Origin of the sequence: Polaromonas aquatica (genome assembly GCF_042659145.1) — a bacterium.
GTDB classification, from domain to species: Bacteria; Pseudomonadota; Gammaproteobacteria; order Burkholderiales; family Burkholderiaceae_C; genus Polaromonas; species Polaromonas aquatica.
This window is the reverse complement of record NZ_JBHSRS010000080.1, coordinates 64812-91093: the sequence shown is the minus strand read 5'-3', so window position 1 is coordinate 91093 and position 26282 is coordinate 64812. Positions and strand designations below refer to the sequence as shown.

At 58.3% G+C, this 26282-nt stretch carries 23 protein-coding genes, 1 tRNA gene and 3 pseudogenes; 15 read left to right on the top strand and 12 right to left on the bottom strand.

What is annotated here, in order from left to right:
* Positions 1-10 precede the first annotated feature (10 nt).
* On the bottom strand, positions 11-700 hold the full coding sequence (locus tag ACFQND_RS16415) for a Crp/Fnr family transcriptional regulator (protein WP_371439233.1): 690 nt from the start codon (positions 698-700) through the stop codon (positions 11-13).
* Positions 701-772: 72 nt separating this feature from the next.
* Here ACFQND_RS16415 and ACFQND_RS16410 point away from each other — a divergent pair.
* The 9 genes and pseudogenes from ACFQND_RS16410 to ACFQND_RS16370 all read left to right on the top strand — a co-directional run.
* A pseudogene (locus ACFQND_RS16410) lies at positions 773-1836 on the top strand (IS4 family transposase); the annotation flags it as partial.
* A gap of 123 nt (positions 1837-1959) precedes the next feature.
* Complete coding sequence (locus ACFQND_RS16405) at positions 1960-2718, top strand: SDR family NAD(P)-dependent oxidoreductase (protein WP_371439234.1); 759 nt, start codon at positions 1960-1962, stop codon at positions 2716-2718.
* Positions 2719-2801: 83 nt separating this feature from the next.
* Positions 2802-3827: a Bug family tripartite tricarboxylate transporter substrate binding protein gene (locus ACFQND_RS16400; RefSeq protein WP_371439235.1), complete on the top strand. Its 1026-nt coding sequence runs from the start codon at positions 2802-2804 to the stop codon at positions 3825-3827.
* A 72-nt stretch (positions 3828-3899) separates the two neighbouring features.
* Positions 3900-4285: pseudogene (locus tag ACFQND_RS16395) on the top strand (IS481 family transposase); the annotation flags it as partial.
* 630 nt (positions 4286-4915) lie between these two features.
* Positions 4916-6358: an NAD-dependent succinate-semialdehyde dehydrogenase gene (locus tag ACFQND_RS16390; protein ID WP_371439236.1), complete on the top strand. Its 1443-nt coding sequence runs from the start codon at positions 4916-4918 to the stop codon at positions 6356-6358.
* Positions 6359-6499: 141 nt separating this feature from the next.
* Positions 6500-7750: a cytochrome P450 gene (locus ACFQND_RS16385; protein ID WP_371439237.1), complete on the top strand. Its 1251-nt coding sequence runs from the start codon at positions 6500-6502 to the stop codon at positions 7748-7750.
* 19 nt (positions 7751-7769) lie between these two features.
* Entirely contained in the window at positions 7770-7994 is a 225-nt protein-coding gene (locus ACFQND_RS16380) for a ferredoxin (RefSeq protein ID WP_092007594.1), read from the top strand.
* Positions 7995-8018: 24 nt separating this feature from the next.
* A complete protein-coding gene (locus ACFQND_RS16375) occupies positions 8019-8342 on the top strand; it encodes a 2Fe-2S iron-sulfur cluster-binding protein (protein WP_371439238.1) in 324 nt (107 codons plus the stop codon).
* Complete coding sequence (locus ACFQND_RS16370) at positions 8339-9613, top strand: NAD(P)/FAD-dependent oxidoreductase (RefSeq protein ID WP_371439239.1); 1275 nt, start codon at positions 8339-8341, stop codon at positions 9611-9613. Before ACFQND_RS16375 ends, ACFQND_RS16370 begins: the two co-directional genes overlap by 4 nt.
* 479 nt (positions 9614-10092) lie before the next feature.
* Here ACFQND_RS16370 and ACFQND_RS16365 read toward each other — a convergent pair whose 3' ends face one another.
* The 5 genes and pseudogenes from ACFQND_RS16365 to ACFQND_RS16345 all read right to left on the bottom strand — a co-directional run.
* The gene (locus ACFQND_RS16365) at positions 10093-10599 is read right to left on the bottom strand and encodes a LysR family transcriptional regulator (RefSeq protein WP_371439240.1); all 507 of its coding nucleotides are present in this window, start codon (positions 10597-10599) and stop codon (positions 10093-10095) included.
* 89 nt (positions 10600-10688) lie between these two features.
* Entirely contained in the window at positions 10689-11924 is a 1236-nt protein-coding gene (locus ACFQND_RS16360) for a Rieske 2Fe-2S domain-containing protein (RefSeq protein ID WP_377414159.1), read from the bottom strand.
* A gap of 50 nt (positions 11925-11974) precedes the next feature.
* Positions 11975-12964 (bottom strand): Bug family tripartite tricarboxylate transporter substrate binding protein, encoded by a 990-nt coding sequence (locus tag ACFQND_RS16355; protein WP_371439242.1) that lies wholly within the window; start codon positions 12962-12964, stop codon positions 11975-11977.
* Positions 12965-12987: 23 nt separating this feature from the next.
* Complete coding sequence (locus ACFQND_RS16350) at positions 12988-13851, bottom strand: fumarylacetoacetate hydrolase family protein (protein ID WP_371439243.1); 864 nt, start codon at positions 13849-13851, stop codon at positions 12988-12990.
* 860 nt (positions 13852-14711) lie between these two features.
* Positions 14712-14927 (bottom strand): annotated as a pseudogene (locus ACFQND_RS16345) (thermonuclease family protein); the annotation flags it as partial.
* A gap of 182 nt (positions 14928-15109) precedes the next feature.
* Between ACFQND_RS16345 and ACFQND_RS16340 the strand changes: the two are divergent.
* Together ACFQND_RS16340 and ACFQND_RS16335 are read left to right on the top strand one after the other, a co-directional pair.
* Complete coding sequence (locus ACFQND_RS16340) at positions 15110-15658, top strand: hypothetical protein (protein ID WP_371439244.1); 549 nt, start codon at positions 15110-15112, stop codon at positions 15656-15658.
* 41 nt (positions 15659-15699) lie between these two features.
* Positions 15700-16185: a hypothetical protein gene (locus ACFQND_RS16335; protein WP_371439245.1), complete on the top strand. Its 486-nt coding sequence runs from the start codon at positions 15700-15702 to the stop codon at positions 16183-16185.
* Between the two features lie 1222 nt (positions 16186-17407).
* Here ACFQND_RS16335 and ACFQND_RS16330 read toward each other — a convergent pair.
* Together ACFQND_RS16330 and ACFQND_RS16325 are read right to left on the bottom strand one after the other, a co-directional pair.
* A complete protein-coding gene (locus ACFQND_RS16330; protein ID WP_371439246.1) occupies positions 17408-19759 on the bottom strand; it encodes a hypothetical protein in 2352 nt (783 codons plus the stop codon).
* Position 19760: 1 nt separating this feature from the next.
* Positions 19761-20036, bottom strand: a complete 276-nt coding sequence (locus ACFQND_RS16325; RefSeq protein ID WP_371439247.1) for a hypothetical protein — start codon at positions 20034-20036, stop codon at positions 19761-19763.
* A 452-nt stretch (positions 20037-20488) separates the two neighbouring features.
* On the opposite strand from ACFQND_RS16325, the gene ACFQND_RS16320 reads away from it, so the two are divergent.
* Positions 20489-20818 (top strand): hypothetical protein, encoded by a 330-nt coding sequence (locus ACFQND_RS16320; RefSeq protein WP_371439248.1) that lies wholly within the window; start codon positions 20489-20491, stop codon positions 20816-20818.
* Between the two features lie 143 nt (positions 20819-20961).
* Positions 20962-21591 (top strand): recombinase family protein, encoded by a 630-nt coding sequence (locus ACFQND_RS16315; protein WP_371439249.1) that lies wholly within the window; start codon positions 20962-20964, stop codon positions 21589-21591.
* 90 nt (positions 21592-21681) lie between these two features.
* Here the strand turns inward: ACFQND_RS16315 and ACFQND_RS16310 are convergent, their stop codons facing one another.
* On the bottom strand, positions 21682-22419 hold the full coding sequence (locus tag ACFQND_RS16310; RefSeq protein WP_371439250.1) for a type II toxin-antitoxin system death-on-curing family toxin: 738 nt from the start codon (positions 22417-22419) through the stop codon (positions 21682-21684).
* Between the two features lie 105 nt (positions 22420-22524).
* On the opposite strand from ACFQND_RS16310, the gene ACFQND_RS16305 reads away from it, so the two are divergent.
* A complete protein-coding gene (locus ACFQND_RS16305; RefSeq protein WP_371439251.1) occupies positions 22525-22788 on the top strand; it encodes a hypothetical protein in 264 nt (87 codons plus the stop codon).
* A gap of 724 nt (positions 22789-23512) precedes the next feature.
* Positions 23513-23911, top strand: a complete 399-nt coding sequence (locus tag ACFQND_RS16300) for a Rha family transcriptional regulator (RefSeq protein ID WP_377414154.1) — start codon at positions 23513-23515, stop codon at positions 23909-23911.
* Here the strand turns inward: ACFQND_RS16300 and ACFQND_RS16295 are convergent.
* The 3 genes from ACFQND_RS16295 to ACFQND_RS16285 all read right to left on the bottom strand — a co-directional run bounded on the left by ACFQND_RS16295 (position 23815) and on the right by ACFQND_RS16285 (position 26254).
* Complete coding sequence (locus ACFQND_RS16295; protein ID WP_371439323.1) at positions 23815-24078, bottom strand: hypothetical protein; 264 nt, start codon at positions 24076-24078, stop codon at positions 23815-23817. The two genes, ACFQND_RS16300 and ACFQND_RS16295, sit on opposite strands and share 97 nt — an antisense overlap.
* Before the next feature lie 175 nt (positions 24079-24253).
* The gene (locus tag ACFQND_RS16290) at positions 24254-26143 is read right to left on the bottom strand and encodes a hypothetical protein (protein WP_371439253.1); all 1890 of its coding nucleotides are present in this window, start codon (positions 26141-26143) and stop codon (positions 24254-24256) included.
* Positions 26144-26178: 35 nt separating this feature from the next.
* Positions 26179-26254: transfer RNA gene (locus ACFQND_RS16285), tRNA-Arg, on the bottom strand.
* Between the last annotated feature and the right edge of the window lie 28 nt (positions 26255-26282).

The window sequence follows — 26282 nt, the reverse complement described above, 5'->3', positions numbered from 1 at the left end:
GAGGCCGAGGCTAGTTCGGATCAGACACCATCTGAGCAAGCTTGTCGTTGTCGAGGATCAATATCCGGCCGTATTCGACCCGAATCACACCTTCCGCCGCCATGTCCCGCAGCGCCCGATTGACGACCTGCCTTCGCGTGCCCAGCATCGTCGCGATTTCATCCTGCGACAGGTTGACCCCGGATCCGTCACGGCCGCTTACGCTGCGGGCCTTGATGGATGTCAGCAGGCCCGCCACCCGGGCCTGGATCGTGTCGACGGCGGCACTGGCATGGAGCTTCAGAGCCCGAAAATGGCGTCGTTCCTGCGCTGCAAAGAGGGAGAATGACAAGCGCCCATTGCTGGCGATCATCTCGCGCAGGAGCTCGCCGGGAATTCGAACAAGCACGGCTTTTTCCTTGCAGGTCGCGTTGTAAAAATGCTGCGCCTGGGAAAGAACCAGTCCCAGTGCGTGGAATTCACCTGCAAGATGGAGCCCCGCCGTGAAAGTGCGCCCGGAGGACATTTCCCGCGTTAGATGCATCGAGCCCGCAGCGAGGATGGTTAGGTACTTGGCCGGATCCCCGGCGCGCGCGACACAGGTGCCAGGCTCTACTACCAGAACCACGGCGTGGGCGACGAGACGGGCGATTGCCTCGTCGGGCCAGTCGGGGAAAAGCTCAGACTGAGTGATCGCCAGCCGTACTAGGGTGTCATTCATTGAGCCCGGCCTCCTCACCGGTGCGATTCAAGAGCAGCCCTTCCAAATGCGAGGAGGGTTTTCGCTTTTTAACACAGCGGCGATGCGGGTGTACGTACTTTTGGCCGCTCCGATTTGTTTCATGTATGTGCCTTCGCGCAATTGACCTAGCGCGGCATCGAGTTTTGCTTGACAGTCAATCAGGTCAATCTTTTTTTCATGGAATTGAAGGGCCTGCCCGCCCGCTCGACGCGGTCGGATGCATTGAACCGTCGAAACTGGCGCATCTATCCCGCACTGGCGAAGAGGCTCATTGCACGCGCCAGGGAGCCCTACGCCAAAAGGTCGCTGGACATCCATCTGGACGCCACTGTCTATGCGTTGGGCGCGACCACCATCGACCTGTGTCTGAGCCTGTTCAATGGGGCACTGTTCCGATAGACCAAGGCAGCGGCACACCTTGCTGGACTTGCGCGGCGCCACTCCTGCTTTCATTCACATCAGCGACAGCAAGATGAGCGATGTCAACGCGCTGGACTTCTTGCCTGTCGATGCAGCTGCTTTTTTCAGCGATGGACCATGGCTATCTGGACTCCGCCCGGTTGTACAAACTTCGTCAGACCGGTGCCTTATTCGTCACGCGCGCCATAAGCAGCATGAACGCTCGGCGCGTGTACACGGCCAAGGCCGACAGAGCCACCGGGGTGATTGGCGATTAGCCTGTTGCAAGGATTGGCTTTACGTGACCCTGAACTATCCCGAGCATTTCCGGCGTATTCGTTTCAAAACCCGACAGTCGGGCAAGGCACTGGGTTTCTGAGCAACCACACGACCTTCCGGCCGTTGACCATCGCCGCACTTTACAAGAGCCACTGGCAGGTGGGATTTTTCCAAATGGATCAAGCCGCATCGCGCATCCAGCGCTTTTGGGTACGAGCGAGAACACCGTGAAGACGCAGATTTGGTGCGCCGTATCCCCATACGTGCTGATCGCTATCGTTAAGAAAGCGATTCAACTCAATGCCTCGCTCTACACATTGCGACAAATCTTGTCGGTCTCGGTCTTCGAGAACACCCAGATTTCTTGCGCCATACAGCGCGACCTCACCCAACCCTTCTCAATACTCCCCGACAACCATTTGATCTTGTTCACTTTTAAACTGGAAACCACTTCTGCAATATTTGCAATTTACTCCGATTTCACTGCTCGCTATAGTCGTTTTCCAGCCTAAGCCATTGGGGCGCGGGGAAGTATACGAAAGTAGAAAAGGAATGAACCGATGAACGACGTGAAGACAGACAGCAAGGGCGCGGTCGTGGTAACCGGAGCCGCGCAAGGCATCGGCTACGCGATTGCCGAGCGTTTTGCGGCCCTGGGCCAGCGCGTGGTGATTGCCGATCTGCGTGGTTCCGAAGCCGCGGCGCAAAAGCTGAGTCACGGTGCGTTGGGTTTCGATGTGAACGTGGGCAATGCCGCGCAGGTCGATGCCATGATGGCATTTGCGGCCGAACAATGCGGCGGCGTGTCGGTTCTGGTCAATAACGCAGGCATCTACACCTCACTCACCAAAAGGCCGTTCGAGGAAATCGATCCCGAGGAATGGAGGCAGGTGTTCAACGTCAACGTCGAAGGCGTGTGGTTCTGCTGCCGCGCCGCGGCGCGCTACATGAAACCGGCAGGCAACGGCAACATCGTCAATATCGCCTCTGCGGTCGTGTCCAAAGGCACGGCCGGTTTCCTGCATTACGTGGCCAGCAAGGCGGCGGTGGCCGCGATGACGCGCACCCTGGCGCGCGAACTCGCTCCGTTCGGCGTGCGCGTCAACACCGTGTCGCCGGGCTTCACGCAAAGCGATGGTGTTTTGGCGGGTGGCGCGGCGCGTGAAAAGCAGAGCGCGGACATCCGCCTGCAGCGCCTGGTGCAGCGCGACATTGCGCCGGACGATATCGCTGGCGCGGTGCTGTACCTGGCGGGGCCGGATGCCGGCATGTTGACCGGTCAAAACATGGTCGTCGATGGCGGCATGACCATGAACTGAAGCGAAAAGCACTCTGCCATGACTTTGCGGTATTGCTGCCAGCCGTGCAGCGAATGATATGCGGTGATATTTCTGGAGACACCATGCCTGATCGAATGACAACCGACTGTGACGCAAGCACAGCTCAAGTTTCAACCCTAGCGCCTGCGGGAATTTCCCGTCGTGACCTCCTTGCCTGGGGATCACTCCTCGGCCTTGCTCCCTTCGAGGCATTCGCCGACACCTACCCAAGCCGCCCGATCGGCCTCGTCGTCGGCGCCCCGCCCGGTGGGTCCGTCGACTTCGGTGCCCGGGTCCTCATGCGGCCGCTTGCGGAAGTACTGGGCGTGCCGATCATCGTCGACAACAAGCCAGGTGCCACGGGCGTCATCGGTGCGAAGTTCGTCGCCAAGGCGCCAGCGGATGGCTATACCCTGCTGATCGCCACGCCAACCAGCGTCCTCATCGGGCCGCAGACCATGCCTGGGGATTCCTACAATACCCTCAGGGATATCGTGGGCATCAATATGGTCGCGAAGAACCCCTTGGCCATCGCGATCAATCCGGCCTTGAAAATCGACAACCTGAAGGATCTGGTCGCGCTGTCCCGTACTCGCCCGGTCACGCTCGGCCAGTCCGGCTCCGGGGGGTCGTTCGATTTGCTGATCAAACAGCTGGCCAAGGTCACAGGCGGCAATTTCGACAGCATCCCTTACAAAGGCATGGGGCCCGCCATCACCGACGCGATTGGAGGCCAACTCGATGGCGTGGCATCGGACCTGGGCCCGTGTCTCCCCTTCCATCAGAGTGGCAAGCTCAAGCTCGTGGCGGTCACCTCGGACAAGCGTCTTGCATCCTTGCCGAACGTTCCCGCAGCCACCGAGAGCTATCCGGCCTTGGTCGCCTACAACTGGCTCGGCCTATTTGCGCCCGCGAAGACGCCCCCGGAGGTCATCAACAAGGTCAATGCCGCGCTGATGAAGATCCTCACCCGCGACGACGTTAAGGCGCAATTCACTCAAGCCGCCAACATCGTCTCGTCGATGAAAGGGCCCGCTGAATTCCAGGCGTTCGCCACGAGCGAGTACAAACGCATGGGGGCGATGCTGAAAGAGCAAGGCATGATCTAGGACCAGGCCATTATCCGAGGGGAAGGAAGTGGAAGCTTCTGACACATCCCCAACCTCGTCAGGACTACCCGGGTGAGCATCCACAAGAATGCCCCCGCGACGTCCAAAGGTCGAGTCCATTTGGCTCGAGAAATTGATCGAATAGGGCCCAAGCTCGCGGCTGCAGCCGGGAGCTTGGGCTATGAACGCATTGCCGAACGCCCGTTCAGAAGCGCCGTGGCGCGCGCCTGTAAGCGCGCCGGCCTGGCCAAACTGTCCGCCTTGCAAAACACCGTGCCCGTCAGGCGCTAGTGAAGCGAACCAGCCCCGGTGAGCTGCCGTACATAAAAACCAGGACACCGTACCGTGCAGACAAGCAGGGCCATCGCATAACGGGCGACCGGAGCCGGAACACGCCTGGATCTGGCTCACAGGCGCGGCATGTGGTGCATGTGGCCATTGATGGCTACTCGCGGGTTACCCTCAGGGGTGCAGTCCAGCATGGGGAGGATTTTGCCGCATAAGCGTCAGCGCAGGCGATGAAGGCCGAACCCAAAAACCATGACTCTGGACGCATTGCTCAATGCTGGCGTTGAGGTGCCCTATTCAGGCAAGCGCGGCATATGCCAAGCATACGGAGAAACGTGCTTGGTGGACGCCCTGATCACCATGATCTTGTACTGACCAGTAGCAAGCGCGAGTCCGGAACGACGAGGATGATTTGTTGTTCGCGTGTCCAGAACAAAGACTTCATTCACGATTTATGGACGCGCAATGTCAGTAGCGGCACTGTTGCGCGCGCCATAAATAACGGCCGTATTGAAGGGACGCCTGAATTCGCATGGCCAGCGATTTTCAAGACGCTGCGCGGGTGGAGTTCGAATGACTACAGGAAACGTTTCTGGCCGGCCGATCTAACTGGGCTCTCAAGGCCAACGAATAGGCCTCCCCATCTTGGCCTCCTTCATTCATCTTCAATCAGGAATTCGCTGAAAAGATTCCGAGAGTGGCGCCAAACAGAAACAAACCAGACAAACGATCGGACTAGATCCTTGCAATGCTTCCGGGCGCTGGCAATACTACTTTCCACAACTGCGAAAGAAAGCATCATGAACTTGACCTATCCGCGTATCGGCCTGCATATCGACGGCCAATGGATTTATGACCGCCCCGCCTGTACCGAGGTCGTCAATCCGAGCAACGAGACCCGCCTCGGCGGCGTCCCGGGGGCGACGCCCGAGGATCTCGCGCTCGCGCTGTCCGCTGCGGAGCGAGGCTTCCGCGTCTGGCGCGACACACCACCGCTGCAGCGGGCCCAGGTGATGCTGCGGGCTTGCGCACTGGTGCGCGAGCGTGCGGAGGCTATTGCACAAATCATCACACTGGAGCAAGGCAAGCCTATCGCCGATGCACGCAATGAAGTGGGACGTGCCACAGCCTTCATTGAATGGGATGCGGCGGAGGCACAGCGCCTCTACGGCAGCATTGTTCCGGCCGGGCCGCAAATGCAGCAGATGATTCTGAAGTGCCCCATCGGGCCCGTGGCCGCCTTCACCCCCTGGAATGTGCCGCTCGGCTCTCCGGCGCGCAAGATCAGCGGCGCGCTCGCCGCAGGCTGCTCGGTGATCATCAAGGCCGCCGAGGAAACCCCTGGCACTGCCTGCGCCATCGCGCAATGCTTCATTGATGCCGGTCTGCCGCCCGGCGTACTGAATCTCGTTTTCGGCAATCCCGCCTTGATTTCCTCGACGTTGATCGCCTCGCCGGTCATCCGCATGGTGACCTTCACCGGCTCGGTGGCCGTAGGTAAGCACCTGACCCAGCTCGCCGCTGCGGTTATGAAACCAGTGCTGATGGAGCTGGGTGGTCATGCACCGGTGCTGATCGGCGCCGACGTGGATGCGACGGTGCTGGGCCGGCTTGCCGGGAGCGCAAAAATGCGCCTGGCCGGGCAAGTCTGCGCTTCGCCGACGCGCTTCATCATTCACCGCAAATCCTATGTCGCTTTCGTTGAGGCCTTTGCCAAGGTCGCGAGCGAAATGCGCGTGGGCGATGGCTTCGAGCCCGGCGTGCAAATGGGGCCGTTGATCAATGACCGGCGCCTCCAGGCCATTGACACCCTTGTGCAGGATGCCGTGGCCTGTGGCGCCCGCGTCGTGGCCGGTGGCAAGCGCGTGGGCGAACGTGGTTTCTTCTACGCACCGACCGTGCTCGCCGACGTGCCAGCACAGGCCCAAGCAATGTTCACCGAACCCTTTGGCCCCCTGGCGCTGTGCATTCCGGTCGACGACCTGAGCGAAGCCATCGCGCTCGCCAACAGTCTGTCCGTAGGCCTTTCCGCCTATGCCTTCACCAATTCGCTGGAAGAGGCGGAGCGTCTGACGCGTGAGCTGGAGTGCGGTTCCCTGTCGATCAATCACTTCGGCATGCCTGGTACCGACACGCCTTTTGGCGGGGTCAAGGAAAGCGGTATCGGACGCGAAGGTGGGCCGCAAAGCCTAGAGGCTTACAGCAGCACGAAAACGGTGCTGCAACGAACCACGCGCGTTTGAGCGCAAGGGAGGACTAAAGATTTGCGCAGACCATTCTGAAACAGCGGCTGCGCTGCAAATTCCCCAAGAGTTGTTTTTTAAAGACCCGATTGACCGCCGAGGCGGTTAACACGGCATCGATGGCGTTAAAAGGAAATGAAAATGAAATTGGTATTACAGGGTTCCGAACCTCAAACGAATTTAAGCCTCGACGACATCAATATTGCGGATCCCGACTTCTGGCTTAGAGATGACTTCTATGGCGCGCTCGCGATGTTACGCAGGGAGCGACCGATTTCGTGGCACGAGCATCCAGAGTCTGGCAAGGGCTTTTGGGCACTCGTTGACCACGAAGATATCGCCGAAGTCGACAGGGACTGGGAAACGTTCTGCAGCAAATATGGTGTGCGTGTCTACAATGACGCCGACGCCAACAAGACCCGGCCTGGCACGGGAGCGTTGATAGAACTCGATCCGCCTAACCATACCACCAACCGCAAACGCGTGAGCAAGGCATTTACGCCGCGCCAGGTGGGCTCGATGGAAGGCTCCGTGCGGGAGCATGCTCGTCGTTTGGTATCTCAACTGTCCGAAGGACAGGAAATCGATTTTATAGACGATTTGGCGGCGGTTCTTCCTTTCGAGATTATCTGTGACCTCGTTGGTGTAGATCCCGCAGACCGGCCGCATCTGCTTAAGTTGTCGTCGATCGGCCGCTCCGAGCAGGAGCCTGAATATGTCGGCAAACCCGAGATCCCACAGCAAGCCGTCAACGAACTTCGCGAATACGGCGTCAATCTCGCAGCAAAGCGTTTGCTCGCCCCCAAGGAAGACCTTATTTCAGAACTGGCTCAGGTCCGCGTCGACGGAAAACCGCTCGACAAGGAAGAGCTGGGCGGATATTTTGGTCTGATGATCTCTGCCGGCAGTGGTACGACGCGTACAGCAATTGCGCATGGGATGCTGGCGTTCACGCAGTTCCCGGACCAGCGCCGCCTGTTCATCAGCGATCCTACGGGGCTTGAGCGGACGATGGCAGAAGAGGTGATTCGCTGGGCGACGCCGCTCAAACATCAGGGGCGCGTTCTGACTCGAGACATCGAATTCAAAGGTGTCCAGATGAAGAAGGGACAAAAGATCGGCATGTGGTTTGTCGCGGCGAACCGGGATCCACGCCTCTTCGCAGATCCGTTCAATTTCGACATCACACGAGAGATAAATCTGCACCAGAGCTTCGGCGCAGGTGGACCCCACTTTTGCATGGGTGCGCACATTGCACGCCGTGAAATCTGGGTGCTGTTCCAGGAGTTGTTTGCGCGCTTTCCTAACGCGGAGGTCATTGCAGACCCTATTCGCGAACGGTCACTGCAATCGAATGGCTTCAGACAAATGAAAGTGCGTCTTTCGCGCTGAATCCGAGCAGGAGGAATATATGACCGAGCAAAAATGGACGGTTACCGTTGACCCCGAGATTTGCGACGGGTATGGGGTGTGCCAGCGTATCGAAAAATCGATCTTTCAGCCCGCTGAGGACGATGACGTCGTGCGCATTGTTTCTCAGCCCGAGACGCCGGAAATGCTTGAGCGTGTCAAGTTGGCCGTTCGCCGATGCCCAAAGCTGGCGCTGAAACTACTGCCGCGTGATAGCGCGGAGTAATTAACTTCATGGAAGTGAAATATTATGCCTAACGTGATTTTTATAGATGCCGGCGGCAAATCGAAAACCATCGATTGCACGGTTGGGACCAGTCTGATGAAGTCCGCGCAGCTCAACGGGGTCTCGGGTATCTATGCCGAATGTGGTGGCCAGCAGATGTGCGCGACATGCCATATCTACGTTGCAGAGGATTTTCTCCATACTCTGCCAGAGATATCCATCGATGAAGACGAAATGCTCGAGGCCACGGCATCTGATCGACTGCCCAACAGTCGATTGTCGTGTGCGATCATCGTCAAGCCGGAGCATGAGAACATGGTCATTCATCTTCCCAAGTTTCAGCGATGAGCAGCGTCCTTATCGTCGGGGGCGGACATGGTGGCGTCGATGTTGCATTCGGCCTGCGTGAGCGTGGTTACACAGGGCCCATCACTGTGCTGGACAAAAGTGGCTTTGTCCCCTACGAGCGCCCCCCCATGTCCAAATCGTGGATCAATGGGGCCGGCGGTCCGGCCGAGCTCATGTTGCGTGGCCATGACGCTTTCTCAGGCGCCAATATCGAGCTGATGCTTAACTGCGAGGTGTTGGGCATCGACAGGGATAAAAAGGTCCTGGAGACCAGCCATGGGAGCGTCGAATATTCGACGCTAGTGCTGGCTCTTGGATCCAGTCCGCGACAACTCCGGTTTTCGGGCGCCTCTCTGGCAGGCATGCACCACCTGCACACGCTCGAGCAGGCTACCGTGCTCAGAAACGACCTTACGTCCGCCACCAGCGTGGGCGTCATCGGTGCAGGTTTCATCGGACTGGAAATCGCGTCATCAGTGGCAAAACGTGGCATTCCCGTAACGGTCGTGGAGACTGCGAGACGCCCGATGCCCAGAACCGCTAGCGAGTTCACGTCAGCTTACATGCGCGCCCGGCACGAAGATGCCGGAACGAATTTCCGTTTCAACGCTTCTGTTCAGGAAATAGTTGGCCAATCAGGTCGAGTTTCGCGGGTCATGCTATCGGACGGGACGCACGTGAAGGCAGACCTGGTGGTGATGGGTGTAGGCGCCCTCGCAAATGGCGGATGGGTGACAGATTTCGGGCTCGATTTTGACAACGGAATCGTCGTAGACAGCACCCTGCGTACCAAGGATCCGGACATCTTCGCGATCGGCGACTGCGCGCGCTTCCTGGATGATGAAGGGGGCGCCACGCGGCTGGAATCCATCGGCAATGCCGCGGACCATGCGCGGCGAGTCGCAGCAACCATTGCAGGCAGTCCCGTGCCCGTACCGGATGTTCCATGGTTCTGGACCCTGCAAGCCGGCGTTCGGCTTCAGATGGCTGGCCGAGTCGACCGTGTGGAGGAATGGTTGCTGACTGGTTCTGTTGAATCGAACTCGTTCAGCGTGCTCGGTTGGCGAAACAGCAAGCTGGTTTATGGCGAATCTATCAACAGTCCAAGCGATCACGTAACCATCCGCAAGCTCCTTGCCGAGAATACGGCCCCAACGCTGTCGGAATTGCGGCCGATCGCTGAAATGGGCTTAAAGGCTGCTATCAAGTTCCTGGTGTCATTTCGATCTGCTCCAAAGGATGAGGTAAGCCGTCCCCAAATGGCGCGTTAAAAGCAGACCAGTCCGAGTGAGCCGTCCAGGGCCGTAGGTTGACACCGATGAAGGACTTGGCGCCGGTTTGCTCCCGCTGGCAAGAGGCGCTCGATGAACCTCATCGGACGTTATTACTTGCAGGAATGGGACGGCCTTTCCTGGTTGTAAATCTGCACGGCCTCCTTGGTGCCGCGCCTCGAAGGCGAAGCGCAGCTTCAGTTGCCTGGACGAAATAACCTGTTCCGTGCGTGAGAAGGCGATTGCCATTCAAGGCCCCGATGGCGATCAGCAGTCCGCCCTCCAGCTTTTTCTATTTCAGAAAGCTCTGTACGCCCAATCTGTGGCGGTTGAGGCAGACGGCCACCATGGGTCTGGTAAACAGCCGCTCGCTTGTGATCTCGCGGCGGGCAAGTCGAGGACCGAGACTGCAAAGTCAACCTCGCTGCGCGCTGCATCTCGCTGATTTCGGTGACGCAAGGAGGTCGAAAACCTGTATGTTATTGCTCGGGTAGCGTCGACCATACTCGCGCGCAATGCCCGCGAGTCGGCTGGCTGCGATCGTTGGCAGGGCAGCCGATGACAGCCTCTTCGAAATCCCGCGTGGCCTTGATTTTCAATTCATCAAGAGCGCTGGCCAGCTCGCGCACAATGCGGATGGCCTTGGGCAGGAATTCCATGCCGACGCGCGTCACCGTCATCGACCGGGTGGTGCGCTCGATCAGCGACAGCCCCAGCGCGGCCTCCAGCTTCTGCAGCCGGCGTGTCAGCGCAGTAGGAGAAATGTACAGATGGTGCGCGGCAACATTGAAGCTGCCAGCCTCGGCGATGCTGATAAAGGCTTGTACACCGAGCAGATCAAGACGTTGCATCCGGAAAGTTCCATGTGAGGCGTCCTTCTTGTCAAGTGCATCGACAAAGTGCATCTCCGAGGTGCCAGGATTCGTAAAGCACATATCGACAGGGTTGTCGATGAGCGTGCGGACAAGCTTTTCAGCGCCGTTCATAAGAAACCTCTCGTTGCAGTAAAAATCCTGCCTCACAGACGGGGACAGTGCAGCTCGACAAGCGGCGCGTACCCGTGCTGCTTGTTTCCTCAGTCAGTGGCTTTTTCTGCCGTATGCTGAATGAGCGTGGACGGCCGCTCAATGCGGCTCCACTCCTTGGTCGGTGCCCCTGTGCGGATCGCCTCCAGCTCGCGCGCGATAATCCGGCGCAGCATCGCAATGCCCAGGTCGGACGCGCCTAGCCGCTCGTGCACGCGATCGGCGATCGCGCCCTGGCCTATGAGTGCCACGTAGTCCTGGGCGCTGGTCAAACGCACCAGCGGATCGTCCGGGTAGTTGCCGGCAAACAGCTCATCGTGGTAGTCAGTGGCGCAGTAGTCATCGCAGCCGTCAAAATATTCCTGGAGCTTGGTATCGGCCTCGGGGTTGGTCGACGGTGCTGCGCGCAGCGAGACCCGCAGGGTGTGCGTGTCATCAATGGGCACCATCCAGTTCGCGCTCTCCATCCACGGCCCGCCTTCGTACACCGCGGGCATGGCAACGTGGTTGCCATAAGGAAAAGTCCAGTCGCTCACCCGGACCTGGGACTTGCCGCCAGAAACACGCACTGCGGTCTGCTGGATACCGGCGGAAGTTTCCTCATAGCGCAAGGTTGGGATATCGCTGGTGATGGCATCGCCGAAGACCCCGACCTTGCCCATCTGGTGGGCAAAACTCACGTGCACGGCATCCAGGGAGTTTTCCGCATGCTGGAGCCAGTTGCAAGGCCAGATTTCCTGGCGCGGGAACAACATGACACCTGGCTCCTCGAACTTGGGCTTGCGCGGCAGGTCGAACATCGGCGGCTCACCCTCTCCCAAGTAGGCAAAGATGAGGCCGCAGTACTCGTGGACGGGATAAGCCGTCACACGGATGCTTGCGTGGCTACCGGGCCGCTCGGCCGGCCGCTCGACGCACTGGCCACGGGCATCGTACTTCCAGCCGTGGTACATGCAGCGCAGCTCGTCCCCCTGGACCCAGCCGGTATGCAACTTGGTCAGCCGGTGAGCGCAGCGATTGGCCAGCAGATGGGCGCTACCGCCCTCGCCGCGGTAAAGCGCCAGATCCTCGCTCAGCAGGCGAACTTCACGGGCCTTTCCAGGGGCGACGCTCCTGGAAAGAGCGATGGGATGCCAGAATTTGCGCAGTAACTGGCCCATGGGGGTACCGGCCGAAGTCTCGGCCAGTTGAGCCATCCGGGCGGTCAACTGCTGGTGACGATCCTGTTCCATGGATGGGTTCCGGCTGTCATCTTGGCCCGGACGATTCAATAGTGCGTTTGTCATGGTGGTACTCGTGTTGTTTGTGATGTTGCGCCGCTGTACGGCAATGCTCTTTACTTCAGGGAGATTTTTGATTCATTGACCACATTGGCCCATCGGACGATCTCGCTCGCCATCAGTTCGCGCGCCTGCGCCGGTGTTCCCCCGGGCGCTCTGATGCCCATGTCCGCGAAGCGCTTCACCACGTCCGGCTGGCGCAGAGCCCGAACCACCTCCTGGTTCAGGCGCTGGACCACGGGGCCGGGTGTCTGCGCTGGCGCAACGAACATGCCCCAGGACGACACATTGAATTCGCTAACGCCCTGCTCGGCGACTGTCGGGACATCGGGAAGCACCTCGGAGCGCCTCGCATTGGCGATGGCCAAGGCCCTGAGCTGGCCGCTCCCGAGTAGAGGCAGCGCGGGTGGAACGTACTCGAACGCGAGGTCTATGTCCCCTGCGGACAGGGCAGTGGTCACTGCGGAGGCCGTCTTGAAAGGCACGATGGTGAAGTCGATATTGGCGCGCAGCTTGAAGAGCTCCGCAGTCAAGTGCTGGGTAGTACCCAGCAGGCTGACCCCGACCATCACATTGCCTTTTTTCTCCCGGGCTTCGCGGATGAAGTCTTCCATCCGGGCGAATCGGGAGTCCTTGCGCACCAGAAGAAGGACGTCATTGCTGCTAACGGTGCACACCGGCGCAAAGCTCTCCAGCATGTCGTAGGGCTGGGGTTTGAACAAGGCCTGGCTGATGGCCACCCCGGCGCCAATGTAGAGCAAGGTATGGCCGTCCGGCTTCGCGCCTGCGACCAGTTTGACGGCGCCCACACCACCAGCGCCAGGACGGTTATCGATGATGACCTGCTGCCCCAGGAAACCACTCAGATGATGGGCCACCAGGCGTCCAATGGTGTCGGCGGCATTGCCAGGCCCGAACGCCAACACGAGGGTGACCGGTTTGGTTGGGTAACCGTGGCTATACGCAGACGCAGCCAGGGAAGCGCCCCCTGACCACACGAGCGGCAGAGCGCCTGCGACCTTCAGGATGTCTCGTTTGCCGAGCATGTTCTTGCCTCCGCCTGGGTGCCTCAGCCCACCTTGACGCACAGCGTTTCAAGACCGCTGACCTCGATTTCCAACTGATCGCCGGTGGTCAGAAAGCGGTTGCGGGCCACGCCGACGCCTGCTGGGGTGCCGGTGGCGATGACATCGCCGGGCAACAGGGTCATGTAAGAGGACAGCGTTGCGATGATCTGCTCGGTCGAAAAGATCATCTCTTTCATGCTCTCGCTCTGCACCTGCTCACCGTTGAGCCGCGTGGTGATTCTCAAGCTGCGCTCGCGCAGCGCCGAGAGAATGTCCGGGCCGCAGGTAATGGTAGGACCCAGCGCGGAGCCGCCATCAAGACCCTTGTTGGCGGTCCAGTCAGGCCAGAGGACGGTCGCGGTCTCGGGATTTCCAAGTGCAACTTTGCTGAGGTCGCGCGCGCTGCCGTCGTCTAAGGCGCAGACGCCGACCACGAAGCTCAGGGCATTCTCCAAGGTCGCGTTCTTGCAGGTGCGGCCTATCACCACTGCGATTTCGCCCTCGTAGTCAAACTTGGCGGTGAGCTGCTTGTTCGGGTTGAGGCTATCGCCATGGCCCACAAAATTTGAAGGCGCTTTATAAAACATGAGAGGCCGCGAGGGCGGCAGCGCCTTGGCTTCGGCGCCGTGGGCGTGGTAGTTGATGGCGATGGCGAAGACGCGGGCGCGCGGATCGAGCGGCGCCAGCATCCTGGCACTGCCGGCCGGAATTCGCCGGATGACAGCAGCGGCGGATTCCGGCGAGGCCAGCACGCGCGGAAGGTCGTCGCGCTCGCTGACGATGTCGATGGCGTCCTTGTCGGCGCGTCCGATCACGATCTTGCCATCGAACAGGTAGCGGCCAAGGTTGAAATTCGCATTCGTCACGTAGATCCTCTGGTGGTGATTGGTGTAAGGCAAGTGTCAGCCGCACCACCGCGCCAAGCAACGCTTAAAACGCAGCGATTGTTGCGTTTGTTGCTATGCGCTGACCTCGCCCCCGGATTCCGCGACCCCTGACCGCGTTCATGATGAATTGGCCTGCCTGGGCTGAGTGGCAACCAGTCTTGCTCAAACCACAACGGACTGACATAGGCCTATGCCAAATGCAGGCGAGCGTTGTTGCAAAAAAATCAAACACTTCCTTGAAGGCATGATCAGTCCAGCACCGGTTGCCGTGAAAAGCCGCCTGATTGTTCTCTTTGCTGCCATGGAGCTCGTACCGTCGTTGTGCTCGGCCATGGCGGACCTGAAAATTCCCTCACAACCACAGAATGTTGATTTCTGCGCACACGTGGCCCATATTCCAGCGCACACGCCTCCATTACGGTGCCCCACTGCGCAAAAGTGCGTCAGCACTCGACGGAAAAATTGGTCAAGCGTGCGTGGAAATTGACATCTCGGGATTCAGTACTGATATGGAGTTCGCGTCTGCCGACGCGTTTTCTGCAGGCGGATGGGGACGCAAATTCGAACGACATAGATGCCGCTGCTGCGCCGATAAAGATAGCCGGACTTGGCCATGAGGCAACCCTTCGCGGGAGGGTTACGTTGCATTGATAGGGATGCTTTTGAAATCCCAATCAAATCAACAGACCAGGACAGGTATGGTGCGGCTGGCGGGGGTCTTTGTCCCGCCGACTTCTGCCTAAGCAAATCAATGACTTACGGCGGCATCCGCCACCTCTGCGTCCGGTCGTGTGTCCGGGTGCATTGTGGGAAATCATAAGCGCAAACAGCTTAAGCTACTATGACCCCATACGGGAGCATAGAGGAGACCAAATGGCGGAACTTGTTGACGACTGCCCACGTTTTCGCCAGTCCCACGGGGGCACCGCTTGGGCATCCTTCCAGAGCCCCTTACCAGCCTCCCGCGCCTTAGCTTCCGCCCTGGTGTATTCCAGGCGGTCCTCCAGGGGCGGCTCCTTCTGATACTTCTTGTAATGCCATGCGAGGCCTGCACGTACTTGCGCTAGCTGTGATTGATTGCAAGGGCTTCAAGACCCCATGCTAGGATGGGCTGTAGCAGCGTTTACAGGGGCTAAGAATCAAAAAAATCAAGGCACACCGTCTGCATGGATGGGTACTGTTCTCAGCCGGGGCGAGCGTTGGCGTTTTGCTTGCGTTTCCGTTCGCAGCCCCAGTCATGGGAAGTGTTATTCCAGAGTCCGCAGCCACTCTTTGGGGCTCTGCTTTGGGAGCCATTGTCGCCATCGCAGGGGCGCAGTGGGTAGCAAAGGAGCAGCAGAGAACACAACGCCACAATGCGGCTGCTCTTGTAAGAGAAAGCTACAGTCGTGTGTTGTTTTCTCTGGATGAGCTTTGTTACGTTTATGGTGCCCCTACCACCCGTGCGGACCATGCAGAAAATGACGATGAACCCAACCCGCTCAGTTGTGAAGATTGGGCAGAGATAAGCGACTTTGCGGGCGTTCTTCTGGAAAACTATGCTCATCTGAAAAGCAAAAGCCATCGCGTTGATGCCGCCGTGACTCTGCTGGGGCAGGAAGAACTAGAGGCGTTTCTCTTTTTAGAAACAGAAGTGGAAGCCATGATTGAGCTTGTCCAGAAGCTACATGAGAAAGCTAGGGAATCGCCCGTGCGGATGTATGGCAGCCCCGCAAGCTGGACGCAGCGGTTCGCGCTGGGGATATTTCTCAACCACATTACAACCCACATGGACAAGCTCACATAGAGGGCCATAAGAGGCTACTAAACAAGAGACGTGGAGAATACATGACGCTATTTTCAGAATTGGAGCAGGACCGTAAAGGCCGCATCGTTGCCCATGTTGACCGCCGATGGGGGCAACTTCACGGCATGGAGAAGGACTGGGGTGACAAAGCCTACAAGTTCCTACTGCTGACCAATTCTGGTGGGGCAATAGCTACGCTGAGTTTTCTGGGAGCCTTCGGAAAAGCATTGAACATTTTCCCCGCGAAACTGGCGCTCTTCGCGTTTGTGGCCGGGGTGATTTTTACTGGAGTTGGGCTGGCCTGTGCGTATCACCGCTTTGCACGGCTCTATCGGAGTTATCGCGGCGATGCCAATAGATTCTTCAAGGACGAGCTGACTTGGGAAACAGTGCTGGCAGAAGACGAGAAGCGTTCGCGGGGGCCAAACAGGCTCTCCACGACGATTGCCTACGGGTGCTTTGGCTTGTTCATCCTAGGGTGCCTCTCAGGGGGCTATGCGGTGTTTGTGGCAGCGGGAAACCCGTAACGAGTGGCCCTATACAGATAGGGAGAGGCCGACGGACCTTTATAGATAACCATACGGCGCAACCTATGTTGGAAGACCACAGGGATGGGAATATCAATGGTCATTCCCATCATCGAATCCCCTGCTGGTCACCTGCTGGACCACCGTGAGAACCCCTTATGCTGCAACAGCAGGCACACAGCAGGTGACAGTCCGACTCACCATTGGGTTCACCTTTTGGTATCTCTTATAAGGCGGTTGTTAAGGGGACTTCAGCGGTTACTAAGAACCATATAGCCGGTTAGTAGGGACAGTCTTCCGGGGCGATGCCCAATGCGCTCATTTGACGCAGGAAGTCAGCTTCCTCCGCCTCTCGCTGTATGCGGCTGTACTCCGCTGCTGAGTCCTCCTTTGGACCTTCGCTGCGTCCTCTGTATGAGTAGGTGGCCTGCTTGGGATTGCTCCACCGCGTTATCCACTTGGCCTCACACAGTTGCTCCAGAAGGGTTCGCATGGTCTGTCGAGTAGCCCAGGGAACGATAGTCTTCAAGATGAGGTTGACCCCACGAGCATCGGCGCGGGCCATGTTGCCAAGGACTACAGCCAGGGCTTCGAGGTAAGCGGTAGAGCATCTCTTCACGCCCAGCGATTGCATGGCCCACCCCCTCAGCACATCCACCGGATAGGTTGTCCGGTTCGCCTTAGCGAGATGCATCACATATGTGGTCAAGCGGAACCCGCAGCGTCGGCTACGGCTCCATACGCCCAACTGAGGAGCGCCGGAGCCGTCGGGAGTGAACTGGAGGACAGCATGGCCTCTATGCCGCTTATGTTGGTAGCCTGAATCATGGCCCCACCGCCGCCCTCTGGATTCGCCGCATTGGGCACCCAGCCAAGCACCAGCATGATGTCTTTGCGGTCGACGTGTTTTCGCAGTTTCGAGGTCTTCCCCTTTTCAAGTGCCCGGAAGATGTCCGCCAGGACGAACCACCGGCCACCATGGCCATCAAGGTGGTAGCGAACCTCATGACCTTTGTAGTCGAGCCGTTTAGAGACCCGTGGCTGGTCTGCGTAACGTTCCCGCCATGTTGCCTTGCACGTGCCATGAGATGCACCTATAGGCCCCGTTACGGACTTCGCGGAGCTTCTGTCATCTGTCTTTGCTTGTATGTCTGTCATAGGAATACAGGAAGGTTGTAAGCCTCCCCGCGATTGATTACTGTGTTGTTGATAAATGGGTGGACTAGGGCTTAGTCAGCATCCGCTTTTGACGGGCGTTCATGTCCTTGACGAAAGCCTCCCCCATGTGGTCAAGAGGGCGATTTTTCTGCGCATCTTTAGCCTGCTTGCGAGAGATGGCCTGCTCTACTTCTTTCGCCTGCTGGGTGGTGTACCAAGCCTGAATAGCGCCCTTCTGATAAACCATGAGGCCCCCGCTCGGGTCAGTGAGGGGGAGCCCAGCGACAAAGGCGCGGTAGACCCTTGAGCGCTCGTCAAACTCCATGCGTACATGCTCTCCAGCGAATCCAAGTTCCTTTGCTCTGGCCTTGGGCACGGCGTCTATGAACTTCTCAAGCCACTCTCCGGGGGTCCCCTCAGGGGGTGCCGATGGCAATTCAGAGCGGAGATAAAGAGTGCCGTTGACCTTGACCGACACGGCCGGATTGCTAACGTATTCCGCCGCCAGTTTCAGGGCCTGGTCAGCGTCTCCCACTTGCCCGCTGTGGGCTAGAAGGCTGGCGTATCGCTTCACCCAGCTATGCACCTGAGAGGTGTTCGGGGTGGTGTTGCGGTCTGCGGTGTCATGCTTGGAGCCCTTGAGCCAGGTTGGAGCCCTCTCCTCGCCCACGGCCACTCTGGCGACGCCATAGACCCAGGCCTTTCCCAGGTTCGCGGGGTTGTTGTTGGCAATGAAGTCATGGGTGTTGTCCCGCGCATTCGCAAGCCAGTCAAGCCAGGGCGTAGAGGTCAGCTTGTCAGCCTCGGCACGAATGGACTTCTCCAGTTTGTCCGCAGGACTGCCGAATGCCGCACCCACTGCGCTGTTCATGGCAATGGAGGCCGCATCGGAGGCGTCCCGTCCCATGTGCATGAGGAACGAGATGTCACTAAACCGCTTGTACGCCGTATCCCCTGCGGTCTCCTTCGCTGAATCCGGGTTGACGGCATCCAGCTTCTTGAACAGCTCGATGGCCTGCTTACCGGCCTCATTGAGTTCCCCCGCAGGTTTCCCATTCGTGCCCACCCCGATGGACGAGAGATTAAACAGGCCCGCCTTCAGGATGTTCTCCCAGTTCGGATTCTTCAATCCGTTCATCGCCCAGGTGGACACCTGTTGCTCAAAGGGCATCCCTTCGGTACGCCGTATGAGGCTCTGCTCTGCGTAGTCCTTCACCTTGAACTCCTGCACCTTGCCGGTGTCGGTGAGAACCTTCGGGTTGCTGGTGCCCTGGACACGCCAGAGGTTGCCATTTGTGAGCGCCGCGTCTACCTGGTCCTGTGCCGCACGGACGGAGGCCTCAGATTGACCTTGCAGCTTGGCCTTGTCGAGTGCCGTCTGCTGGTGAGCCAGTGCGCCCATGTTGCGGTTGAGGATGGAGTGGACCGTGGAGGCGGAGATGTAGTCCTTGTTGCCGGGGTCCTGCGCCCAGCCCATGAACTTTTCCACGTTCAATGAGCCGGTGTCGGATGCCAGCATGTGCGGCAGCACCTCATCATCCATGCGCTTGCGCTGGTCCTGGTCGAACTTGGCCCCAGCGGTAGCCAGGAAAGTTTGCGCTTTGGTCTCACCAAGGAATGCCCGCACGGTTCCCACATCGGGTAGCTCGGAATCCAGCAGGGCACCGAGGACGGCCTTCTGACCACCTCCAGCGGCTCGAGCGGCTACCTCTTGGAGGGCGCTCTTGGCGGCAGCATCGGGCATCACCTTGGTGTGGCGCAGTAGCTGGTACTGTTCCAGGAGAGCGCCTGCGGCTTCCTGAGGTGTCCCTTTGAAGTCCTTGCCGGTGACCTTGAGTAGCGTGTTCGCCAGGAAGTCGGAAGCCTGGTTACCGGCGTTCTCCACCATCTCCTTGTCGTTCACCTTCGCCACGCCATCCATGAGCTTCTGGCGCAGGGTGTTGTAGCCCTTGTCGAATCCGGCCACGCCGTACTCACTGGCACCTGAGAGAGCCGTGTTGCGGGCCTCCGTGAGGTACGTGTCTATCTCCTCCGGGCGGTTGAACTTGAGGGCTCCTGTGGTGACCTGAGAGAGGACATCACGCTCCAGGGCGTCATGCGTGTTCTGGCCCCATACGTGCTGCACCGTGGCGGCAAATACAGGGGATTCAGAAGTCAGCATGTCACCGGCCTTGATGCGCTTGCCCAGTTCGGAGACGGTCATGGAGTTGGCATAGGCGGTGGCCCGCGAACGGTCATCCTCCTGTTGCACCTTCTGACGTTCTGCCATCAGGAGTTCACCCTGGGCGAATGCTCCAGCGAGACCACGCCACGCGGAAGGGGTAGCCTGAGGGGCCACTTCGGCTTGAGCGATGGGCCGCGCCTGGGTCTGGAGACGGCCAGCGCCGAAGTCTTCGTTTATTTGCAGGCGGGGCATATCAGAGCTTCCCTTCCGCTGGTCGGGACACCACAAGGTCACCCAGCCACAGGGCGGTGCAAAGGTCATCTATGGTCAGGTCACGCCTGGCAGCGGCAAGACCAAGCCGCGAATGGGCGCAAAGGATGCGGCCTAGCGTCTCACTGTTTGTGACGGCCCGCCCAGGCTCCAACTCATCGGCTTTGAGTTGATAGGCAAGTTGGGAGTTTTTCAGATGGGAGAAAGCGACGGGTGTGAAAGTACAAACGCGGGTTACACGCGATTCAATATTGGTCATGTAGACAGGTAGTGATTAAGGGTTGTAGAGACGTGAAAAAGCCCCGGCAGATGACGCAAGAGATGCGGTCGGCAGGGGCCTTGGAGAGTTGGGCCTTACGGCCCCGGAGGATGCTTGAAGTGCAGTCCTGGAGGTGCGGGAAATCGGGAGGCTCTCCCAATGGGGGACTTTTATTAATCAGCTCTCAGGTCAATGAATATAAGCCTCTCTTGCTATCATTTTTGATGGTTATTGCAACCTATTTGCTTGCCGATGGTGTGACGTTGGACGTCCTCCAGCTAGCGGAAAAGGTGTGGGCGGGGGGCCTCCCTAATGTCGGACTTTTATTGCCCTAAGAAGACCCCGACGCCAGTTATAAAGGCCGTTTTTCGCCAAGCCATAAGACCAGGACCCGGCGTGCTCTTCTATATGTGCGGGTTATATTCCCTGCCCGACAAATTAATATCCAGCCCATGAACCTCAACGCCAATCCATCCATCACAGACCTCAAAGACCTAATAGCGTCGGCCAATGACTCCGCAGGGCATCACATACTTTGGGTAGATACCCAAGGCGATGTTTACCTCAACTGCCTGGACGGTGATTTGTCGCCCGTAGGGTTCGAGGACAAGGTGTCCAAGGTGCTAAAGCTGCGGTATGAGACTTTTGAACGTGGCAGCGGATATATGGGTCCGGAGGCCGCGCTCGACGAGGCTTGGGTTGGTCGTCTTTTCCGAAGCCTTGTGAAGGAGTGGCAAGACCGCCCGAGCGGCACTGACTCCGAATATATCGACGAGTATTGACTTGACTATTACCCGGTTCGATTAGGGTATGCCTCAACGCTACCCACCAAATAGGCCGAAAAATTGGTTCGCCAAATACCTTGACACCAGTTCAAGCGAACCGCTAATATACGAACCATCCAAAACGAACCAAAGGGATTTTGATGTTCATTCGCGCCTACCTCAGGGCATCCACCCAAGAACAGGACGCACAGCGTGCCCGTGCCGCCCTCGACGCCTTTGCAGAGGAGCGGGGGTTGGCGATTGCGGCTTACTACGCTGAGAACGAATCAGGGGCCAGCCTAAAGCGGCCCGAACTGTTCCGGCTGTTGGCTGATAGCAAAGCCGGGGATGTCCTGTTGATTGAACAGGTAGACCGCCTATCGCGCCTGAGCGATGCCGATTGGCAGACCCTCAAGGTCAAGATTCAGGAAAAGCGGGTGCGGGTTGTGGCGCTGGACCTACCTACATCATGGCAACTGGCGACTCCGGGCGATGAACTCACACGGCGCATGCTGGAGGCCCTCAACGGGATGATGCTGGACATGCTAGCGGCGATTGCCCGCAAGGACTACGAAGACCGCCGACGCCGCACCGCTGAGGGCATCGCTAAGGCCAAACAGGTGCCGGGCAAATACCGGGGAAAGCCTGAGGACGTAGAACGGAATACAGCCATCCTTGCGCTGCTGGCTGCGGGCAATACGTGGTCTCAGGTATGTGCGGCTACCGGGGCCTCAAGGTCTACCTTGAGCCGGCTTACCAAAGCCAAGGCTGCCGTCGTCATGGTCGCTTAATGGTGCCTGCTTGGGGGTACTCCGGACGGCCACACAATCGCCCGCCGCTTCCATTTGCTGGTTGGGCGGCTATCTACCCATAAAGCTTGATTAGGTCTTGGCAAGACGCTTCAATGCGGCCATGTATCTGTAGATTTGTTCTCGGTCTAGGGACGTACCTTGTTGAAACTCGTCAACTCCAAACCCCGCTTGAAGTTCATTGAGCTTTAGCCGCTTTAGGTATTGCCGTACAACGCCACCATCGAGTTGCTTTGTACTTTGGGAGATTCGGACTCCCATCCCATTTAGCAGGCAATGAGTGCCGCCTTTGGCCTGTTTGTACTTAACGCCCGCTTGCTTACAGCGCGAAATGAACTCGCTCGTCGTCATCCCCGGAGTGGTTCCTTTTTTCGCCACAGTGCGCTCCTTTAGCCACTTTGCAATCTCCTCGACAACGGCATCGGGTTCAAGCCGCTTAGTCGCATTAGGGAATTCGTCCGCAGTGACAGCGACAACAAAATCGAAAATCTCGTCATCATTCACGTCCTGCTTCAAGCGGCGATCATTTCTACTCAATGTAGTCAGCAGCGTAATAAGTGCTGTCCTCTTGTTCCCGTTGTGGAAGGGGTGATTTTTAGTCAGTGAATGAAAAAGTGCCGCAGCCTTTCGATACAGGGTGTCGTACTTATCTGTGTTGCCAATGCCGGTGTGCGGGCGGGAGCACGCTGAAGCCAGCATGTCCGCTGACTTGATCCCAGCCGGGGAAACCGGGTCTTCTTCTTTTTCAAATAGAGCCACAAGGCCATAGTGCACCTCCTCTACCGCGCTCACTGTAGGCATCCAAATCATTTCTGCACCTCCGTTGTTGCTATTTGAAGGATAACCAATTTCACCTGATTGCGGTTCGCACGGTGCTATGCGTGCCGGGGAGAGGTGACATAACATGGGCCTGCCATGTTCACTGAAGACTTCAACCCCGTCCAACGGTTAGCCATCGAGACGTGCCCTCGTTGTCATGCCGTGGGGCTGGCGGTACCGGACGCTGAGACCTACGCCAACACCCCAGAGGCCGATCACCACGTCGAAAAGATGACCATATGCCCCAGCATCGTCGCATGGTGCCCCGCTTGTGGTCTTGTTGGTGACTGGCCGGGGATGTGCTGGAAGCCTGAGGAGAAGCCCAAGCGGAAACGCAAGGGGTATTCTGAGATTGCCTGAGGGTGGTCGGTGGGGGGTGTCCTGCGACCCGGCCAGGGGGAACTGTCACCGCGAATCTTGTTCGAGGGGCCTCTCAGATTTTTAGCTGAAAATAACTCGATGTTTGCTACGCCCTGCCCGGAGTTGCCAAGCGGTCCAACACCTCCGTGACCCGATTGATAAGGCGGCGTCCATCCTCAGTCAGCAAAAGGGCCTTGGTCCGAGCATCTACTCCGTACCCCGTAACCACCAGCGGCGCACCTCCAGGGCTCACCTGACGGCCCAGCGCTTGAACATGCCGCGATGCAGAGGCTACGGTGGTTCCAGACACATTCGCTAGTTGAGTTACGCCCATTCCTGGAGCCGCTGCTATGTGCAGGAAGGCCACCGCTTTGACCACCGGCATGTGGGGGTCAAAGGCCTTCAGCTCATCCAGCAGTTGAATCAGTTGTTTAACCCTTACGCGGTCCTGCTGTTGCATCTGAAGGTTCCCTGTCGAGGTTGCGAAAGTGCGCAGACTACACCCGTCCACACTTTTCTCAAAACTGCGGATTTATTTGGGCACATCAAGGGAAAAATAAGTCCTACCTACGAGGGGAATGCTTTGAATACCCCAATGCTTCACCATGGTATTTAAATTGAATGTGACAACTCCCCTGCCCCTGTCGTCAAGGAACCCCCGCAGCTTGCCCTTCAGTACACCCCACAGGTTCCGCTGAAGGTTGCCGGTAGCGGCCCGCTGACGATGACCTCAAGGGAGATTGCGGAGTTGACGGGGAAGCGGCATGACCATGTGATGCGGGACATCCACTACATGCTGAACGCACTCGGTGAAAAAGATGTCCCCAAGTTTGGGGCGATCTATTTAGACGACTACGGACGTGAACAACCGATGTTGGCCCTCCCCAAAGACTTGACCCTAACCCTTGTCTCCGGCTACTCGATACCACTGCGTCACCGCATCGTTACCCGCTGGTTAGAGCTTGAGGGGCACCAAGCGGCACCTATTGCCATTGACGAAACTCCCCAGCGCCCTCCCCTGCACTCTCAGTGCAGCGCAAAACTCACCAAAAGGAGGAACGTGGCAGCGTGTGCGGGGTCATCGGTGAAGACCTCACCCTCCTCTAATTCCAGCGCACCATAGGACTCCGCAGCTAGGAAGGCGTCACTGTCCGGGATTACGCTGGCCCCCCACCATTCCGCATCACCGTTTTCGATACACGCAGCGGCGGCTGCTTGCAGTTCTGAGCGGAGCCTTTCGGTTTCCCGTTGGTGAAACTGTTGGAGGGTGGTGGGGGAGATTTGAGTCATGATTTCCTTGCTGGTCAATCGCGCAACAAGCGGCGCGGCAAGAGCGAATCATGCTGGGATGGAGCGAAGTTTGGTATGCGGAATTGCTCGAATTGAAAGCGGCCTCGTACAATCACAATCACGATGAGCCGCGAACATCTTCGAGCAATCGAGAAGGTCTCGCTGGCGGTAGAAGTCAGGCCCCACTTACTTGACCAACGCCCACGCTATCCGCCTCCCTTTCGGGGGTTTCTCCAACGGCGACCGTGCACAAGACCTCATGGCACCGCATGGGCACCCTCACCCCAAAGTCCAATTCTTTGAAAGCGCCGTAGAGATACGGCATATCCTCGGGGTTCTTCGTGGGGCTTGAAATGTAGGACTCCTGAGCAATCGTCTTGCCGGTCTCACCGTGCCCAATGAATGGCTCCACCTTTACGCCTTGTCTATCTCCATTGGTGGCAAACGTCTTACGGAACACGTACATACCCGTAACCTTCTCCGCCTTGGTCACATCGTCATAGAGTCCTGTCGCCCGCAATAGCTCCGTGAAATCCGCACCTGCCGCCATGTAGGGGTTACCCCCTTTTACGCGGAAGCTCGGGAACAGCCGGTCAGCACCTTCAGCTTTCATCCTCTCAAGGTACGCAGGGAGCCCCAAGCGGACAAGCTCAGGATGCAACGGCACTAGGCGGGTATCGCCGGTCTTGATGGACTTCGTAACGGCCTTGCCTGCGGGCTTGTTTTCGTTGAAATCCAAATACCAGACATCACCTTCTTTGCCCCAATCGCATTGAGGGTTCAATTGGCATATCTCGCGGGGACGAGCGCCCGTGTAGAGGCCAATCACAGGAAGCCAGTAATGGGCTTCTTGCGTCGGGTCTTGCGCAATGGATTGGAACTCCGCGCCATTGAACAGGCGCACAAGCTCCGCCGCTTTGAGGTGACGCTGCTTGTCCTGCACACCGCGCCGCTCCCCTGTGTATGGATAGTCCGCGCTCAGGTCGGGGAAGCCGCGCTTCTTCAAGTCCCGGTAAGACTGACGCAGGAACTTCGCGAACGTGGCCCGGTAGTTGTCCCGGTAGGTGCTCTCAGAGATACCTTCCCCGTCTTCGTCGTCAAGTAGCTGAGCTAGGGTCTCCCCCTTTTGCTGATAACGCGTGCCCGCATCCCGTGGAAGCCTGCATACCATCACAAGGAAGCGCTTGACGTGCTCCTGTTCCAAGTCACCCACCGGAAACAAGGTCCCCACGTCCTCACGAAACATCTTCAGACAGAGTTCGATCTTGCGCCTGTAATGGTTTTGCGGCAGCGAGGCCATGTAGTCGGCAATCACCGTGCCCAACGTAAGCACCACCGGGGTGCTCTGGAGGGACTCAGGAAGCGGCGGCGGTAGCACATGACGACCCGACAAGCGGCGCATGCTGGGCTCGGTGTAATGCTCATCTATCGCGGCGGCGAACTCAAAGACAAACGTTCGGAAACTCGGATGCTCACGATCAAAGCCAATGCCCGCAGCAGTCAGGAAAGCCTCCGCAACCGGCGACAGGCCGTCTGCTCCTTGGGCGGACAACACATCACCAGATATCTGCACAAGGGCCTCATGCAGGGACTCCAATTCGGAGCGCGGTGCCCCACCACGCAACGCCGCGTACTGTGTCCGGTTAAAGCCTTGAGCAATGTTCACAGCAAGCTCTCTCAGGTCCGCCTCAGTGCGCTCACTCAGTGGCTGGGGACGGGGCCGCATGGCCTCCTCGGCAAGCTCCCGGCGCTTGTCCGCGAACATGCCTTGCACAGCGATGTAATGCATGAGGGCCATCCGCTCAGCGTCTCTGCCCGCTTTCATTTTGAGGTTCACCACAGGCCATTGCACCCCGAAGTGGGGGTGGAGGTCTTTGGGTACGCGAAGGCGGAAGTAAGTCCGCCCGTCAGTCTTAACGTGATAGCCCGACCACTTAGGCATGGTCTCTCCTACATCGAACAGTCGGAGCAGTGAGGCCGGTTTAAGAGGCAAACCGTCCCGCAATGTGTCCGGGTTTGTGTCCGGGCGGGAGCGCGTAAGAGATTGATTCACTTCGAAACTCATACATATCAAGGAGATACGAGAGTTTCGCTGATGATTGGTGCGGCTGGCGGGGATCGAACCCACGACCCTTGGCTTCGGAGGCCAATACTCTATCCACTGAGCTACAGCCGCAATGCTGTGAGGTGACTTGCCCTCTTGT

Excerpts from the sequence above, each read along its gene's own strand:
- ACFQND_RS16335 (WP_371439245.1), top strand. The coding sequence starts at position 15,700 with ATGACGCTATTTTCAGAATTGGAGCAGGACCGTAAAGGCCGCATCGTT.
- ACFQND_RS16375 (WP_371439238.1), top strand. The coding sequence starts at position 8,019 with ATGCCTAACGTGATTTTTATAGATGCCGGCGGCAAATCGAAAACCATC.
- ACFQND_RS16310 (WP_371439250.1), bottom strand. The coding sequence starts at position 22,419 with ATGATTTGGATGCCTACAGTGAGCGCGGTAGAGGAGGTGCACTATGGC.
- ACFQND_RS16325 (WP_371439247.1), bottom strand. The coding sequence starts at position 20,036 with ATGACCAATATTGAATCGCGTGTAACCCGCGTTTGTACTTTCACACCC.
- ACFQND_RS16390 (WP_371439236.1), top strand. The coding sequence starts at position 4,916 with ATGAACTTGACCTATCCGCGTATCGGCCTGCATATCGACGGCCAATGG.
- ACFQND_RS16400 (WP_371439235.1), top strand. The coding sequence starts at position 2,802 with ATGCCTGATCGAATGACAACCGACTGTGACGCAAGCACAGCTCAAGTT.
- ACFQND_RS16385 (WP_371439237.1), top strand. The coding sequence starts at position 6,500 with ATGAAATTGGTATTACAGGGTTCCGAACCTCAAACGAATTTAAGCCTC.
- ACFQND_RS16315 (WP_371439249.1), top strand. The coding sequence starts at position 20,962 with ATGTTCATTCGCGCCTACCTCAGGGCATCCACCCAAGAACAGGACGCA.
- ACFQND_RS16300 (WP_377414154.1), top strand. The coding sequence starts at position 23,513 with ATGACCTCAAGGGAGATTGCGGAGTTGACGGGGAAGCGGCATGACCAT.
- ACFQND_RS16365 (WP_371439240.1), bottom strand. The coding sequence starts at position 10,599 with ATGAACGGCGCTGAAAAGCTTGTCCGCACGCTCATCGACAACCCTGTC.
- ACFQND_RS16330 (WP_371439246.1), bottom strand. The coding sequence starts at position 19,759 with ATGCCCCGCCTGCAAATAAACGAAGACTTCGGCGCTGGCCGTCTCCAG.
- ACFQND_RS16405 (WP_371439234.1), top strand. The coding sequence starts at position 1,960 with ATGAACGACGTGAAGACAGACAGCAAGGGCGCGGTCGTGGTAACCGGA.
- ACFQND_RS16290 (WP_371439253.1), bottom strand. The coding sequence starts at position 26,143 with ATGAGTTTCGAAGTGAATCAATCTCTTACGCGCTCCCGCCCGGACACA.
- ACFQND_RS16305 (WP_371439251.1), top strand. The coding sequence starts at position 22,525 with ATGTTCACTGAAGACTTCAACCCCGTCCAACGGTTAGCCATCGAGACG.
- ACFQND_RS16355 (WP_371439242.1), bottom strand. The coding sequence starts at position 12,964 with ATGCTCGGCAAACGAGACATCCTGAAGGTCGCAGGCGCTCTGCCGCTC.
- ACFQND_RS16340 (WP_371439244.1), top strand. The coding sequence starts at position 15,110 with ATGGGAAGTGTTATTCCAGAGTCCGCAGCCACTCTTTGGGGCTCTGCT.
- ACFQND_RS16370 (WP_371439239.1), top strand. The coding sequence starts at position 8,339 with ATGAGCAGCGTCCTTATCGTCGGGGGCGGACATGGTGGCGTCGATGTT.
- ACFQND_RS16360 (WP_377414159.1), bottom strand. The coding sequence starts at position 11,924 with ATGACAAACGCACTATTGAATCGTCCGGGCCAAGATGACAGCCGGAAC.
- ACFQND_RS16295 (WP_371439323.1), bottom strand. The coding sequence starts at position 24,078 with ATGACTCAAATCTCCCCCACCACCCTCCAACAGTTTCACCAACGGGAA.
- ACFQND_RS16415 (WP_371439233.1), bottom strand. The coding sequence starts at position 700 with ATGAATGACACCCTAGTACGGCTGGCGATCACTCAGTCTGAGCTTTTC.
- ACFQND_RS16380 (WP_092007594.1), top strand. The coding sequence starts at position 7,770 with ATGACCGAGCAAAAATGGACGGTTACCGTTGACCCCGAGATTTGCGAC.
- ACFQND_RS16320 (WP_371439248.1), top strand. The coding sequence starts at position 20,489 with ATGAACCTCAACGCCAATCCATCCATCACAGACCTCAAAGACCTAATA.